The organism is Methylobacterium sp. CCH7-A2 (genome assembly GCF_001557075.1).
GTDB classification, from domain to species: domain Bacteria; phylum Pseudomonadota; class Alphaproteobacteria; order Rhizobiales; family Beijerinckiaceae; genus Allobosea; species Allobosea massiliensis.
Map to the genome: position 1 here is coordinate 109740 of NZ_LSKN01000308.1, position 13319 is coordinate 123058.

Annotated in this window: 16 protein-coding genes; 7 read left to right on the forward strand and 9 right to left on the reverse strand. The window is 69.8% G+C overall.

Translation table 11 applies throughout. The features are described from left to right. Window positions 1-6: 6 nt before the first annotated feature. Window positions 7-228, forward strand: a complete 222-nt coding sequence (locus tag AX750_RS24170; protein ID WP_066721024.1) for a DUF2093 domain-containing protein — start codon at window positions 7-9, stop codon at window positions 226-228. Here the strand turns inward: AX750_RS24170 and lpxK are convergent. The 5 genes from lpxK to AX750_RS24195 all read right to left on the reverse strand — a co-directional run bounded on the left by lpxK (window position 205) and on the right by AX750_RS24195 (window position 4485). Beyond that, entirely contained in the window at window positions 205-1218 is a 1014-nt protein-coding gene (gene lpxK, locus AX750_RS24175) for a tetraacyldisaccharide 4'-kinase (protein ID WP_066721027.1), read from the reverse strand. The two genes, AX750_RS24170 and lpxK, sit on opposite strands and share 24 nt — an antisense overlap. Next, window positions 1218-2522, reverse strand: coding sequence for a 3-deoxy-D-manno-octulosonic acid transferase (locus AX750_RS24180; protein ID WP_066721029.1), 1305 nt, complete (start codon window positions 2520-2522; stop codon window positions 1218-1220). Before AX750_RS24180 ends, lpxK begins: the two co-directional genes overlap by 1 nt. Then, entirely contained in the window at window positions 2519-3271 is a 753-nt protein-coding gene (locus AX750_RS24185; RefSeq protein WP_066721030.1) for a DUF374 domain-containing protein, read from the reverse strand. The genes AX750_RS24180 and AX750_RS24185 overlap by 4 nt, the downstream gene beginning before the upstream one ends. A 19-nt stretch (window positions 3272-3290) precedes the next feature. Next, the gene (locus AX750_RS24190) at window positions 3291-3524 is read right to left on the reverse strand and encodes a DUF4170 domain-containing protein (protein ID WP_066721032.1); all 234 of its coding nucleotides are present in this window, start codon (window positions 3522-3524) and stop codon (window positions 3291-3293) included. 133 nt (window positions 3525-3657) lie between these two features. Then, window positions 3658-4485 (reverse strand): 3'(2'),5'-bisphosphate nucleotidase CysQ, encoded by an 828-nt coding sequence (locus AX750_RS24195; protein WP_066721035.1) that lies wholly within the window; start codon window positions 4483-4485, stop codon window positions 3658-3660. A gap of 248 nt (window positions 4486-4733) precedes the next feature. Here AX750_RS24195 and AX750_RS24200 point away from each other — a divergent pair, with 248 nt between their 5' ends. Beyond that, on the forward strand, window positions 4734-5255 hold the full coding sequence (locus AX750_RS24200; RefSeq protein ID WP_066721038.1) for a DUF6101 family protein: 522 nt from the start codon (window positions 4734-4736) through the stop codon (window positions 5253-5255). A gap of 2 nt (window positions 5256-5257) precedes the next feature. On the opposite strand, the gene ubiA is transcribed toward AX750_RS24200, so the two are convergent. Then, entirely contained in the window at window positions 5258-6217 is a 960-nt protein-coding gene (gene ubiA, locus AX750_RS24205) for a 4-hydroxybenzoate octaprenyltransferase (RefSeq protein ID WP_066721041.1), read from the reverse strand. Window positions 6218-6232: 15 nt separating this feature from the next. Continuing rightward, window positions 6233-6706 (reverse strand): hypothetical protein, encoded by a 474-nt coding sequence (locus tag AX750_RS24210; RefSeq protein WP_082733114.1) that lies wholly within the window; start codon window positions 6704-6706, stop codon window positions 6233-6235. A 216-nt stretch (window positions 6707-6922) separates the two neighbouring features. On the opposite strand from AX750_RS24210, the gene AX750_RS24215 reads away from it, so the two are divergent. The 4 genes from AX750_RS24215 to AX750_RS25745 all read left to right on the forward strand — a co-directional run bounded on the left by AX750_RS24215 (window position 6923) and on the right by AX750_RS25745 (window position 10809). Continuing rightward, window positions 6923-7669 (forward strand): 16S rRNA (uracil(1498)-N(3))-methyltransferase, encoded by a 747-nt coding sequence (locus AX750_RS24215; protein ID WP_066721045.1) that lies wholly within the window; start codon window positions 6923-6925, stop codon window positions 7667-7669. A 149-nt stretch (window positions 7670-7818) separates the two neighbouring features. Then, window positions 7819-8976, forward strand: coding sequence for a carboxylate-amine ligase (locus AX750_RS24220; RefSeq protein WP_066721046.1), 1158 nt, complete (start codon window positions 7819-7821; stop codon window positions 8974-8976). 180 nt (window positions 8977-9156) lie between these two features. Beyond that, window positions 9157-10554: a glutamate--cysteine ligase gene (locus AX750_RS24225; RefSeq protein WP_066721048.1), complete on the forward strand. Its 1398-nt coding sequence runs from the start codon at window positions 9157-9159 to the stop codon at window positions 10552-10554. 99 nt (window positions 10555-10653) lie between these two features. Next, the gene (locus AX750_RS25745; protein ID WP_348626299.1) at window positions 10654-10809 is read left to right on the forward strand and encodes a Flp family type IVb pilin; all 156 of its coding nucleotides are present in this window, start codon (window positions 10654-10656) and stop codon (window positions 10807-10809) included. A gap of 15 nt (window positions 10810-10824) precedes the next feature. Here the strand turns inward: AX750_RS25745 and AX750_RS24230 are convergent, their stop codons facing one another. Further along, window positions 10825-11706: a LysR substrate-binding domain-containing protein gene (locus AX750_RS24230; protein WP_067255132.1), complete on the reverse strand. Its 882-nt coding sequence runs from the start codon at window positions 11704-11706 to the stop codon at window positions 10825-10827. A 169-nt stretch (window positions 11707-11875) separates the two neighbouring features. On the opposite strand from AX750_RS24230, the gene AX750_RS24235 reads away from it, so the two are divergent. Further along, window positions 11876-12271 (forward strand): DUF1127 domain-containing protein, encoded by a 396-nt coding sequence (locus tag AX750_RS24235; protein WP_066721050.1) that lies wholly within the window; start codon window positions 11876-11878, stop codon window positions 12269-12271. Window positions 12272-12334: 63 nt separating this feature from the next. Here the strand turns inward: AX750_RS24235 and AX750_RS24240 are convergent, their stop codons facing one another. After that, window positions 12335-13249 (reverse strand): DUF937 domain-containing protein, encoded by a 915-nt coding sequence (locus tag AX750_RS24240; RefSeq protein ID WP_066721052.1) that lies wholly within the window; start codon window positions 13247-13249, stop codon window positions 12335-12337. Window positions 13250-13319: the final 70 nt, after the last annotated feature.

The window sequence follows — 13319 nt, forward strand, 5'->3', positions numbered from 1 at the left end:
ATCGTCATGAACATCAGCGATCGCCCCCCGGTGCCGGGGTCCGAAGCGGCCCTCGATTACGGCCATGGCGAGTTTCGCGTCGTGCGTCCGGGCGCTTTCGTGCGCTGCGCCGTGACGGGCGTTCCGATCCGTCTGGAGGAGCTGCGCTACTGGTCCGTCGACTGGCAGGAGGCCTATGCCTCGCCGGAGGCCGTGCAGCTGCGGCTAAGGCGCGGCGCCCGCCCCTGAGCCGGTCGCGCCCGCAAGCAGCGCCGCGATCGGCTCCGGCGCATCGAAGGCGAGCTTGACCGGCACGGGCAGCAACCGGCCGCGCTCTGCATCCGGCCAGATCGGCGCGAGCTTCACCAAGTCCTTCTCGGTGGTAGCGACGAGGCTGTCATAGAGCGCGGCCTCCGCCACCAGCCTCTCGACATCGGCGGGGCTGTAGGCGTGATGATCGCCGAAGGCGCGCTCCGCCACGATCCGCGCCCCCGCCTCGCGCAGCGTCGCCGCGAACTTCGCCGGTCGCCCAATCCCCGAGACCGCCAGCACCGCCTGGCCCGCGAGCCGCGCGACCGCGGCCGGGTCCGGGTCAAGCCGCGCGCGCAGGACCGGGACGCCCCGCGCCGCGGCGGCCGCCGCCACTGCCGCGCCCGGTTCGCCCGCACCGATGACGAGCACGGCATCGACCTCGCCGAGTTGCTCCGCCAGCGGCGCGCGCAGCGGGCCGGCCGGCAGGCACAGGCCGTTGCCGACGCCCGAGGCGCCATCGATCACCGCGAGCCTCAGCCGCTTGGTCAGCGCCGGGTTCTGCAGCCCGTCATCCATCACGATCACGCTCGCGCCGAACGCCCGCGCCAGGCTCGCCCCGGCGACGCGGTCGCGCGCGATCACGGTGCGGGCATGGCGCGCCATCAGCAGCGGCTCATCGCCCACGGCACGGGCGGCATGATGCTCGGGATGGACCTCGACCGGGCCGGGCAGGCTGCCGCCATAGCCGCGCATCAGCACGAAGGGCGTCTCGCCGCGCTGGGCCAGCAGCCCGGCGATCGCAATCGCGGTCGGCGTCTTGCCGGCCCCGCCGGCGACGAAATTGCCGACGCAGATCACCGGGATGCCGCAATCAGTGCCGGGTTGCCGCATCCGTCGCAGCGTGATCGCGCCATAGAGCCAGCCCAAGGGGGCGAGCAGCCCGGCGAGCAGGCCCGGACGGCGCCACCAGAAGGCGGGCGCCCGCATCAGGCCGCGCCGTCGCGCTGGCCGAGTGCGATCCGCATCAGCAGCGGTTCCAGCGCCTGGATCGTGCGGCCGAGCGCGCCGCCCAGTTCGCCGCTCGTCTGTGCGGCCGCCCGCGCCGCCTGGCGCGCGCTGGCGGGATCGCTCAGCCAGCGATGCACGGCTCCCGCCAGCGCCTGAGCGTCGGCGACTTCGCGCGCCCCGCCGCCCTGGTCGAAAGCGGCGAAGATCTCGGCGTTGTTGTGGACGAACGGCCCATGCAGCAGCGCGCAGCCGAGCTTGGCGGGCTCGATCGGGTTGTGCCCGCCGATCATCGGCACCAGCGAGCCGCCGAGATAGGCCACCTGCGAGAGGCGGTAGAACAGGCCGAGCTCGTTGACCGTGTCGGCGATATAGAGTTCCGCCCAGCGCTCCGGCAGTTGGCCCGCGGCCCGGCGCGCAAGGGCGATGCCGTTGGCCTCCGCCAGCGCCTCGATCTCGACGCCCCGCTGCGGATGGCGCGGCGCGATGATCGTCAGCAGGTTAGGCAGATAGGGCTTCATCCCGAGATGGGCGGCGATGACCTGCTCCTCCTCGCCGGGATGCGTGCTCGCCGCCACCCAGATCGGGCGTCCCGTCGTCAGCCCGTCGAGGATGGCCAGCGTGTCGGCATCGGCCGGCGGGGCGGGCACGTCGAACTTCAGGTTGCCGGCGACGCTGACGCGTGGTGCGCCGAGCTGCGCCAGCCGCTCGGCGTCCCCTTGCGACTGGGCGAGGCAGGATTCGAAGCAGGACAGCAGGAAGCGCGAGGTCTGCGGCGCCTTGTACCAGCGCGCGAAGGAGCGCTCCGACATCCGGGCGTTGACGAGCACGAGCGGCACCTCGCGCTTGCGCGCCTCGATCAGCAGGTTGGGCCAGATCTCGGACTCGCAGATCAGCCCGAGCGAGGGCTGCCAGTAGTCGAGGAAGCGGCGCATGTAGCGCGGCACGTCGAGCGGGAGATATTGGTGGATCACGCCGGCCGGCAGCCTCGCCGCCAGCAGCTTGGCCGAGGTCACCGTGCCGGAGGTGACGAGCACGGTCAGGCCGCGCTTCTGCAAGCGGGCGACGAGGGGCAGCAGCGTCACCGTCTCGCCGACGCTGGCACCGTGCAACCAGACCAGCGGCCGGTCCGGACGGCGCACGCCCGGATAGCCGCGCCGCTCGGCGAGGCGCGTCGGGTCTTCCTTGCCGCGGCGGCGGCGCCAGACCAGCAGTCCCGCCGCAGCAGGCTCCAGCAGGCCGGTCAGCAGCCGGTAGCCGGTGAGGATCGCGCCCTTGCCGCTCATGCCGCTGCCCCTGGCGCTGCGCCTTCGGCGGCGAGCCGCGCCTGCCTCAGCCCGGCGCCCGGGTCCTGCGCGCCGACCAACGCATAGGCGCGGGCATGGACGGCGTCGAGACCGGCTTCCAGCGCCAGACGCGCCGCCTCGCAGGCGGCCTCGTCCGCCTCGCGCGCGACATGGATCGCCTCGCCGACGACGATGGCGCCGCGTCCGAAGGGCAGGCCGATCGAGGCCCGGTCCCAGCTGTTGAAGTCGATGCGCCGGCTCGTCACCACCGCGATCGGGTGCAGCGGCCGCCCGGAGGCCCGCGCGAGCTGGATGATGCCCGGCCCGACGATGCGGGCGCGCTTCGGGACGTCGGCGGTGAGCACCATCGTCTCGCCGGCCTTGAGCCGCTTCAGCATGGCGAGGAAGGCGCTGGCGCCGCCCTTCTCGCGGATCTTCTTGCCGAGCGCGCCCGAGCCGCGGATCGCGCCGATGCCGAGCTGGCGCAGCGCCACGGCATTGAAGCCGCCATCGCCATGCCGCGAGACCAGCGAGCAGGCCGGCATCCAGTCCGGCCGCGAGAACGGGATCATGATGTGCTGGCCGTGCCACATCGCGATGATCAGCGGCAGCTCCGGGCGCACACGCTCATAGACGTCCGCCGGCTCGACGACGAAGCGGTTGGTGCGCTGCACAAGGCGCAGATACCCGGCCAGCATTCGGCCGAGCGCCTCCTGCGCCACGCGCGTCTTGAGAATCGAGAAGCCCATGAAGCCGCTGTCGAGCCCTTCAGGTGTCGGGATCGAGCAGGCGGTGCAGATGCACGATGAAATAGCGCGTCTGCGCCTGGTCGACCGTGGCCTGCGCCTTCGCCTTCCAGGCGGTGTGGGCGGTGGCGTAGTTCGGGAAGACGCCAACCACGTCGAGCTTCGACAGGTCCTTGAAGGTCACGCCTTCGAGGGAGCTGAGCTCCCCGCCGAAGACGAGGTGGAGTAGCTGTTTCTGTTCCGGCTCGGCCGCCATCGATCCCTCCAGCATGGTGCACCGCAATCGCCGCAGGTGCAGCGCGCCACCTGTTAAGCCATCCGGGCCCGCGGCGCGAGTGCCGCATGGTCCGCCAGTGCGCATCCGTGACGGTAGACGGCCTGAAGCGAGGTCAAAGACGCTGCGATTGGGTCTCGCGCAGCCGCTGCATCGCCGCGAGCAGCGGCGCGGACAGTCCGTTGCCGCTGGCGACGAGCACGCCATGCACCGGCGTCGCCCGGTTGTAGACCACCGCCTCGCCGGCCCCGCCGCTCATCGTCCCGCCCGACTCGCGCAGGATCAGGTCAGCGGCGGCGAGGTCCCAGTCGCGAGCGTCCGCCGAGATCAGGCCGGCGTCGATCGAGCCGTCGGCGATGCGCGCCAGCCTCAGCGCCAGCGAGGGAATCTTGTCGACCGGCTCGAAGGGCTCGATCCGCGCCAGCGCGTCGAGCATCGGCTTGGGGCCCGCGATGCGCGCCTCGCCGAGGCGGGACACGGGAGTCGTGCTGATGGCGCCGCCGTTCTTCTGCGCACCGCCGCCGCGCAGGGTCGTGTAGGTGGCGTGGCTCGCCGGGGCATGGACGACACCGAGGATCGGCTCGCCCTCGTCGAGCAGCGCGACGCAGACCGCCCAGTCCGGCAGGCCGCTCATATAGGCGCGCGTGCCGTCGATCGGATCGACCACCCAGACGAAGCGGCGCGACAGCCGCAGCGCATCGTCCACCGTTTCCTCCGAGAGCCAGGCGGCCTCGGGCAGCAACGCCGAGAGACGGATGCGCAGGAAGGTGTCGACCCCGATATCCGCTTCCGTAACGGGCGAGCCGCCGCTCTTGGACCAAGTCCGTGCGGCCGTCTTCGCTCCGGGTCGGAACAGGTCGGTGGCGATGGCACCGGCTTCCAGGCAGCTTTCGCGCACGGCCTTCAGGAGATCCGGTGCGATGGGTAGCGGAGGCGTGCTCATGGGCGTTCCCTACGGAGGGCAAAGGCCTGCTTCAAGGCGAAAATGCGCCCCGGAGACGAAAGATTCCGTCAATCATCATGCAGGAAACACGCCATGGAAGGCCCTGGAACGGCCCCGACACGCTCCCTTAACCCAACCGCTTAAGCGCTCGGAGAGAGCTGAGACGCAATCTCTCCCGGCAAGCACGAGAGCCCCGCACCACACAGAGGGCTCCGATGCGGCAGGGATTACAGAGAGGCGTCAAACCCATGGCCAGAGTCACGCCGGCCGCCGGGGAGTTCGGTTTCGCACCGAATGGCCCCGGCGGTACGACCGACCCGACGATCACCCCCCGCGAGGCCGCTGCGGCCCAGCCGGATACGCCGCGCATCGAGCGCATCGGCTCCGTCCGGATCCTGCGGGGTTCCGCCGGCTGGCGTGGCGTTTCGCTGCGCCTGGCCAATCCGGCAGGCGAGGATCAGCTCTTCCAGCTCGCGCTGACGGCGGGTGACGGCCGCTCGATCACGATCGCGACCGTCGATGGCGACGAGGCGGTGGCGCTCTGGCGCGACTGCGGTCGGTCCAGCGGCATGCCGCTGCTGCTCGAGACCAGCGACGGCGAGATTTCGCAGCCCTTTCCGCAGATCGGCCGGCTCGCGCTCGGCCCGATCCGGGTCAGGCGGCGCTATGCCTTCCTGAACGGACGCCGTCCGCGCTTCCTGGTGCGGCGCAAGACGGGCAAGCTCGCGGAGCGCCCAGTCGTCGTCGCCGGTGAGCGTCTGACCGACTGAGATCAGAAAAGGGAGCGGCCGAGCGCATCCAGCGCGAAGCCTGCCGCCAGCAGCAATCCGGCATGCCAGTTCGAGCGGAAGAGGGAGAGCGCGACCTTCGCGCTCGCCCCCTTGAGCCGTGAAACCTGCCAGGCGAGATGGCCCGCAAAGGCCGCAAGCCCGGCGAAAGCCAGCGCTCCGCCGCCCGCCATCCAGGCCGCGAGTCCCGCCAGCACCACCGTGATCGCGAAGCACAGCGCGATCGCCTCGCGCCCGTGATCGCCGAAATAGCGCGCGCTCGACTTGATGCCGGCGATGACGTCGTCTTCCAGATCCTGCATCGCGTAGATCGTGTCGTAGCCGACCGTCCAGGCGACCGCTGCCGCATAGATCAGGACGGCCGGCGCATCGAGCCGCCCGAACACCGCGCTCCAGCCGAGCAGCCCGCCCCAGGAGAAGGCCAGCCCCAGCACGAACTGCGGCATGTTCGTGATCCGCTTCATGAAGGGGTAGATCGCGACGATCGCGAGCGAGGCGATGCCGGCGACGATGGTGAAGCGGTTGAACTGCAGCAGAACCGCGAGCCCGACGAAGGACAGCGCCACCATGAACAGCGCCGCGGCCCTGGCCGTGACCTGACCCGAGGGGAGGGGCCGTCCGCGCGTGCGCGCCACCTGTGCGTCGAGCTTGCGGTCGACGATGTCGTTGAAGGTGCAGCCCGCGCCGCGCATCACCACCGCGCCGATCAGGAAGAGCAGGCAGTGCCAGAGGTTCGGAAAAGGCGCGCCGGAGGCGATCGCCGCCAGCCCCGCCGACCACCAGCAGGGCAGGAGAAGGAGCTGCCAGCCGATTGGCCGCTCGATGCGCGCGAGCTTGAGGAAGGGCCGCAGCCGGCGCGGCGCCCTGGTATCGACCCAATGTCCGCGCAGCGCGTCGGGAAGCGGAGCGTCGGGCACCGGGGCCGAGGGTCCGGGGCCCGCCATGGCCGGGCGCCGGGCTTAGAGAGCGCCCTGGGGAATGCGCATGCCGCCGCCGGTGATGGCGTCGCCGCCGCCGAACGGGTTGCCGCCGCCCTGCGCCTGCTGCTGCGCGCGACGCATCATCTCGGCCTGCTGCTTCACCGCATTGCAGGCCTGGGTGCGGATGCCGGCGGCCTTCTGGTTGTCGGCCTTCATGCCCTCGATGAAGGAGGGCGGTATCTGGCACCAGTCCTGGTTGTCGGTCGCGAACTTGACGGTGGTCGCGCCGTTGCTGACCAGCTTGGTCATCGTGCTGCAGGCCTGCTGTGGCGTCAGCTTGCGCTTGGATTTCTGGGCGGCGTTGAGCGAGGCGACGAGCGACTGCCGCTCCTGCAGCAGCGCCTGGATCTTCTCGCAGCCGGAGGCCTGGGCGCGGGCCGGGGCGGCGTCGAGCAGCGCGGCCGCCGCGAGGCCCATCGTCGCGATCACTCCGGAAGCCAAACTGCGCCGCATCTCGTTTCCGCTCCACATCCTGCGGGGGCACTCCGGCCCCTCGCGGTTTCCTTAACAGCAACGTCGTGTTAGCGCCAAGAACCTTTGCGCGCCGGAGCTGCCGGCTGCCGGCTTGACCTGCCGTTAGCGGTGGATTGTGGCGGTTTTGGCGTGGATGACCGGCCTGCGACGGTCGCGAAGGGTGCGATCCGCCGCCGAGAGGACAGCGCTCGAGCCATGACCACCCCCGATTTCGCGCGCTACCGGCTGTTCGTCGAGCCGGCTCTGGCCGAAGGTTATCGACTTCCGCTCGCGCGCGAGCAGGCGAACTATCTGATCTCGGTTCTGCGGATGAAGCAGGACGAAACCGTGCTCGTCTTCAACGGCCGCGACGGCGAATGGCTGGCCGCGATCGCGGTGGAGGGGCGCAAGCAGGCGAGCCTTACAGTGCTGCGGCAGACGACGCCGCAGCCGGCCGCGCCCGATCTGCAGTACCTCTTCGCCCCTCTCAAACATGCCCGGCTCGACTACATCGCGCAGAAGGCCGTGGAGATGGGCGCCGGCGTCATCCAGCCCGTGCTCACCCGCCGCACCCAGGTCTCGCGGCTGAATCTCGACCGGATGCGCGCGAATGCCGTCGAGGCGGCGGAGCAGTGCGGCATCCTGAGCCTTCCCGAGATCCGCGCCGAACAGGGGCTGGAAGTGGCGCTCGCCGCGCTCGAACCGGACCGGCTGCTCGTCTTCTGCGACGAGGCGCTGGCGCAGGAGAGCCCTGTCGCCGCTCTCGCGCAGGCGAAGCCGGGCCCGCTCGCCGTGCTGATCGGCCCCGAGGGTGGCTTCGACGAAGCGGAGAGGCGCCTCATCATGGCGCGGCCCCGGACGCTCGCGATCTCGCTCGGTCCGCGCATCCTGCGCGCCGACACGGCCGCCGTGGCCGCTCTCGCGCTCGTCCAGGCCGTGCTGGGCGACTGGCCTCGCGGCTGATTCGCGGAACGCCGCTGCCCCTGCAACGTTTGGCCGGTCATGGGGGACGCATTCTCGACTCAATCGAGCGCAGTCTGGCGCGCCCGCCGGTCGGGTGTCGCCGCGATGGCTCGGCGACCGGGCCCAAGGTCCGCCACGAGGATGAGCGCATGAGCAACGAGGGCCTCTTCGGCATCGAGGAAGAGTATTTTCTGGCGGACGCGGTGACGCGGGGGATCGGACGCAAGGTCTCCGCTGCCTTCATCGAAGCGGCCCAGCGCGCCTTTCCCGAGGAGGTCCAGCGCGAGATGCTGCAGTCGCAGATCGAGGTCGCGACGCCGATCTGCCGGACGATGGACGAGGCGCGGCGGTCCCTGACAAGGCTCCGCACCGGGCTGGCCGGGCTGGCGCTGGAGCATGACATGCTGCTGCTCGCCTGCGGCACCCATCCGAGCGCCGCCTGGTCGCGCCAGCGCGCCACCGAAGCCGCGCGCTACGATACGCTGATGCGCGATCTGCAGATGCTCGGCAGCCGCAACCAGCTCTGCGGCCTGCATGTCCATGTCGAGGTCGCCGATGCGGACGAGCGAATCCGGCTGATGGCGCGGATCATGCCCTTCCTGCCGGTCATCCTTGCCCTCTCGACCTCATCGCCCTTCTGGCAGGGGCGCCGCACCGGGCTGATGGGCTATCGGCTCGCCGCCTATGGCGAGCTGCCGCGCACCGGCCTGCCGGACCTCTTCGCCGACCCGGCGGATTACCGGGCCTATCTCGACACCATGGTTGCGACCGGCGCGATCAAGGATGGCAGCTATCTCTGGTGGGCGATCCGACCCTCCGACAAGCTTCCGACCCTGGAGCTGCGCATCGCCGATTCCTGCACGCGGCTGGACGATACCCTCGCCATCGTCGCGCTCTATCGCTGCCTCGTCCGGCATCTCCTGCGCCATCCCGGGCTCAATGCCGATCTGACGCCCGCCTCGCGTGCCATCGCCTGCGAGAACCTCTGGCGCGCCCAGCGCTACGGCATCCATGGCGGGCTGATCGACGAGCCGAGCCGCAGCATGCGCAGTGTCCCCGACCTGGTCGGCGATCTGGTCAGCCGCCTCGCGGACGATGCCCGTGCTCTGGGCTGCGAGGCAGAGCTCTCCCTCTGCAACGACGTCGTCACGAACGGCACCAGTGCCGATGTTCAACTTGCGGTTTTCGAGGAGGCCCGCGGCCGATCCGGCGGGCAGAATGCCGGGCTTGCAGCCGTGGTCGACTGGATCGCCTCCGAAACGCGGCTCGATCGCACCGGCTGGGCCCGCCAGGGCGGCGCTGCCTAGGGCACGACCCGGGCCGGCTCCGTTCTGCGCCTTGCGTTCGCCACTCATCCGCCAACGCGCGGCGAGGGTCGTTGTCGAGCGTTCGCGGCTCGCCTATGTCTGGCGCTCCCGGAGCCCGAGCCCCCATGTCCCGAGACATGGACGGCAATCTGGCCGTCCTGTTCTTCTGCCGGAGCGCCCATGGCTCGCGACGTGTCCGACTCCACCCCGATCGGTTCCAAGGACGAGTTGGTGTCCTGGATCGCAGCGGGGGAGAAACCACCTTCCGCCTTCCGTCTCGGCACCGAACACGAGAAGTTCGCCTTCTATAGCGACGACCTCGCACCCGTCCCTTATGAAGGCCGGGCGGCATCCGGCGGTCGCCCGGCCGCCGGCGGCATCCGCCATCTGCTCGAGGGCATGCAGGCGAAGCTCGGCTGGGAGCCGATCATGGACGCCGGCCACATCATCGGCCTCGCCGGGGTCGACGGCGGCGGCGCAATCTCGCTGGAGCCCGGCGGGCAGTTCGAACTCTCGGGCGCACCGGTCGAAACCCTGCACGAGACCGCGGCGGAACTGGGCGGCCATCTGCGCGACGTCAAGGCCGTGGCGCAGGAGCACGGCATCGGCTTCGTCTCGCTCGGCCATTCGCCGCTGTGGACGCGCGCCCAGACGCCCGTCATGCCCAAGGGGCGCTACAAGATCATGGCCAACTACATGCCGAAGGTCGGCTCGCGCGGCCTCGACATGATGTTCCGGACCTGCACGGTCCAGGTCAATCTCGACTTTGCCAGCGAGGCGGACATGGTCCGCAAGCTGCGGGTCTCGCTCGCCCTGCAGCCGTTTGCAACGGCGCTCTTCGCGTCCTCGCCCTTCACGGAAGGCAGGCTCAACGGCTTCCAGTCGATGCGCTCCGAAATCTGGCGCGACACCGACGCCGCCCGCTCCGGAATGCTCGCCTTCGCCTTCGACGATGGCATGTCCTACGAGGCCTATGTCGACTGGGCGCTCGATGTGCCGATGTATTTCGTCAAGCGCGGCGACACCTATCACGACGTCGCAGGCGGCTCCTTCCGCGACCTTCTGGCGGGAAAGCTCGCGCAGCTTCCCGGCGAGAAGGCGACGATCTCCGACTGGGCCAACCATCTTTCGACGCTCTTCCCCGAGGTGCGCCTGAAGCGGTTCCTCGAGATGCGAGGCGCCGATGCCGGGCCGCCGGAGATGCTCAATGCGCTGCCGGCTTTCTGGGTCGGCCTGCTCTATGACCCTGCCTCGCTCGACGCCGCATGGGAGATCGTGAAGGGCTGGAGTGCAGAGGAGCGCCAGGCCTTGCGCGACGCCGTGCCGAGAGAGGGCCTCGCCGCCACCATCGCCAGGCGTCAACTGCGCGAGATCGCCCGCGAGGTGCTTGCCCAGTCGCGCGCCGGGCTGGCGCGTCGCGCACGCCGCAATGGCGAAGGGGCCGACGAGACGGGCTTCCTCGATCCGCTCGAGGCGCTCGTCGCAGCCGACAGGACGGTGGCGCAGGATCTCGCGGCCCGGTTCGAGACAGAATGGGGCGGCGAGATCGCGCCGCTGTTTACGGAGTTTAAACTATAACCGTCAAACGCGGGCGATCTAGCAAATGTCGCGCAGGGCGTTAACCGGATTGCGGAGATTGCCTCGCATGCTGGCGCGATGCAGACGCTCCGCGCCCTCATGAAAAGATTCGCCCGCGACCAGCGCGGTGCAACGGCGATCGAGTACAGCCTCATCGCCACCCTAGTGTCGCTGGCAATCATCGCGGGCGCAACCCTTATGGGCGACAGGTTGAAGGCGCTGCTCGAATTGACGGCCGCCGGCTTCAAGGGCTGAAGGTGCAGACCGGCGTTACTCCGCCGCGGTCTTGAAGCTCGCCAGATTGTCCAGGCTCTGGATGATGTGCTCGGCCAGTGCATTCGACAGCACCGAGGGGTCGAAGCGCGTGCGCAGCAGCCCGATCTTGCAGGAGGGCAGCGTCGCGAACCCCTCCGACGGGCCGAGAATCCGCATGCCTGGCCGGACGGCGCTCTCCGGCAACACGGAAACGGCGAGCCCTGCGACGACCGCCGCGCCGACCGCGGTCGAGTTCCAGCTCGCATAGAGCACGCGGAAGCGCCGGCCCTTATTCTCCAGCGCGTCGACCGCCGCCTGCCGCCAGTTGCAGTTCGGCCGCCCCAGCGCCAGAGGCAACGGGTCCTCCTCATGCACGCCATGCCGCGCCGAGGTGACCCAGAGAAGCGGCTCGATGCGGATGATCTCGCCCTGGCCGCGGCTCTCGACATGGGTGATGATGGCGAGATCGATGTCGCCGGTGGCGATCCGCTCGGCCAGCATAGGCGTCGGTTCGCAGACCACCGTCACCTCGGCGCCGGGATTCGAGCGGGCGAATCGCGCCAGGATCTCGGGCAGATAGCGGTCGGCGTAATCGTCCGATACACCGAGGCGGATGCGCCCCTTGAGGTCGGCATCGGCGAAGCTCGCCACACATTCGAGATTCAGCCGCACGATGCGCCGGGCATAGTCCAACAGGCGCTCGCCATCCTCTGTCAGCTTGGCATGGCGCCCGTCACGCCCGAACAGAGGCCGGCCGACGCGCTCCTCCAGCCGCTTCATCTGCATCGACACCGCCGACTGGGTCTTGAACACGATCTCTGCCGCGCGGGTGAAGGAGCCGGTATCGGCGATCGCGACGAAGGTCTTGAGCTGGTCGGCGTCGAGGACATGGGCCATCGAAAACCCTCGCGGATGGATCATCAATATCCGTGTTGTGAGATATCATAACCATTCGTTTGGCTGATGACCAGTCGAAAGCTAGGCTCTTTGCATCATCCGCTTCAGCCAAACGGTGCGTCCAGGCTGCAGCGCGATGCCCGCTCTCATCCGTCCACAGGAGGCCGTCATGCTGCTCATGACCTTCGCCACGAAGTCGCTCTCGTCCGTTTCGGTCGGTGCCGCGCGTGTCGCGACCCTCACGCTGCGGCCGGTGAATGCCATCGTCAAAGCCCTGATCCATCGCCGAGAGGTGATGCGCCTGGGCGAGCTCGACGAGCGCGGGCTCAAGGACATCGGTCTTGTCCGTTCGGATCTCGACGGCGCGCTCTCGGTCTCCTGGCTGTCGGACCCTTCGCTCGTCCTCGCCGAGCGCTCCAGCGCCCGCCACGGCGTCGCCTCGCTGCGCCGCCAGGCCGCGCTTCAGCAGGCGGAGCGGGTCGCTCCCGCCAGACCCGCCCGGTTGGAGCCGGTGGCGCCCGCGCGGCGAGCGGCGGTGGCCGACACGGTTGCGTGCAGCGCCTGACCCCTTGGGGCTGCACGTTCCTGCGGGCGGAGGCTTCGTGCCTCCGCCCTTTTTCTTGTCGGCTCAGCGCCGGCCCGGTCCGCCGAACATCGTGTCGAAGATCGACTTCATCGCCTGCTGATGGCTGTCCTGCACCTGGCGGCCGGTCTCGAACATCTGGTTGAGCGCGTCGAGGCCGATTGCGCCCGGCCCGGCGCCCGCCGGCGGCACGTCGTCCTGCGGCTCGGGCTCAGGCGCCCGACGCGCCGTGCGGGTCTCCGGCTCCGGCTGGGATTGCGCTCCGCCCAGCATGCCGGTGAGAATCTGGCCAAAGATTCCGCCCATCTGGTCCATGCCGGCCTGACCCCCCGGCATTTGGCCGCCGCCGAACGGCCCGCCCCCCTGCGTCTGGCCGCCGGCGGGCACCTGCCCGTTGCCGAACATGCTGCCGAGGATGGCTTCGAACGGATTCATGGGGTTGGCCGGCTGTGGCGGCGGAGGTGGCGGGGCGGGTTGCAGGCCCGGCATCTGGCCGCGCATCATCTCGGCGAACTGCCCGAGAATGCCGCCGAAGCCGCTGCTCTGCATCGATTTGGTCAGCCCGCCCATCACCATCGCGGCGATCACCGGCAGCATCTGCTTCAGCACCGCCTGGCCGACGCCGCTGGTCGCCGCCGCCTGCGCCGCCACGGCGTTGCTGACCTCCTTGGAGCCGAAGATCTGGCTCAGCACATCGGTGCCCGCGCTGCGCGCCTGATCGGGAATGCCGTCGCCATTGGCGTCGAAGATGCGGCCGAACGGGGAGGCGGTCATCATCTGGGCCAGCGAGCCGAAGGCGTAAGGATCCTGCGTCTGCCGCTGCAGCCCCATCGAGAAGGCGGGGAGAAGCGCCTCGATGGCGGCTTGCGTCTGCTGCTGGCTGAGCCCGTATTGCCGGGCGAGGTTCTGCATCGCCTGGCCGTTCTGGGCCTGCTGCATCATCTCGAACAGGGTCATCATGGCGTGCCTCCGGCTGCTGCGCGGTCTGTCGCCGCCTGAACGGCCGACGATAACAGCGGAAAGGGGGGAG

Excerpts from the sequence above, each read along its gene's own strand:
- AX750_RS24240 (WP_066721052.1), bottom strand. The coding sequence starts at position 13,249 with ATGATGACCCTGTTCGAGATGATGCAGCAGGCCCAGAACGGCCAGGCG.
- AX750_RS24235 (WP_066721050.1), top strand. The coding sequence starts at position 11,876 with ATGCTGCTCATGACCTTCGCCACGAAGTCGCTCTCGTCCGTTTCGGTC.
- AX750_RS24210 (WP_082733114.1), bottom strand. The coding sequence starts at position 6,706 with ATGCGGCGCAGTTTGGCTTCCGGAGTGATCGCGACGATGGGCCTCGCG.
- AX750_RS24225 (WP_066721048.1), top strand. The coding sequence starts at position 9,157 with ATGGCTCGCGACGTGTCCGACTCCACCCCGATCGGTTCCAAGGACGAG.
- AX750_RS24185 (WP_066721030.1), bottom strand. The coding sequence starts at position 3,271 with ATGGGCTTCTCGATTCTCAAGACGCGCGTGGCGCAGGAGGCGCTCGGC.
- AX750_RS24195 (WP_066721035.1), bottom strand. The coding sequence starts at position 4,485 with ATGAGCACGCCTCCGCTACCCATCGCACCGGATCTCCTGAAGGCCGTG.
- AX750_RS24190 (WP_066721032.1), bottom strand. The coding sequence starts at position 3,524 with ATGGCGGCCGAGCCGGAACAGAAACAGCTACTCCACCTCGTCTTCGGC.
- AX750_RS25745 (WP_348626299.1), top strand. The coding sequence starts at position 10,654 with ATGAAAAGATTCGCCCGCGACCAGCGCGGTGCAACGGCGATCGAGTAC.
- AX750_RS24200 (WP_066721038.1), top strand. The coding sequence starts at position 4,734 with ATGGCCAGAGTCACGCCGGCCGCCGGGGAGTTCGGTTTCGCACCGAAT.
- AX750_RS24220 (WP_066721046.1), top strand. The coding sequence starts at position 7,819 with ATGAGCAACGAGGGCCTCTTCGGCATCGAGGAAGAGTATTTTCTGGCG.
- AX750_RS24230 (WP_067255132.1), bottom strand. The coding sequence starts at position 11,706 with ATGGCCCATGTCCTCGACGCCGACCAGCTCAAGACCTTCGTCGCGATC.
- ubiA (WP_066721041.1), bottom strand. The coding sequence starts at position 6,217 with ATGGCGGGCCCCGGACCCTCGGCCCCGGTGCCCGACGCTCCGCTTCCC.
- lpxK (WP_066721027.1), bottom strand. The coding sequence starts at position 1,218 with ATGCGGGCGCCCGCCTTCTGGTGGCGCCGTCCGGGCCTGCTCGCCGGG.
- AX750_RS24180 (WP_066721029.1), bottom strand. The coding sequence starts at position 2,522 with ATGAGCGGCAAGGGCGCGATCCTCACCGGCTACCGGCTGCTGACCGGC.
- AX750_RS24170 (WP_066721024.1), top strand. The coding sequence starts at position 7 with ATGAACATCAGCGATCGCCCCCCGGTGCCGGGGTCCGAAGCGGCCCTC.
- AX750_RS24215 (WP_066721045.1), top strand. The coding sequence starts at position 6,923 with ATGACCACCCCCGATTTCGCGCGCTACCGGCTGTTCGTCGAGCCGGCT.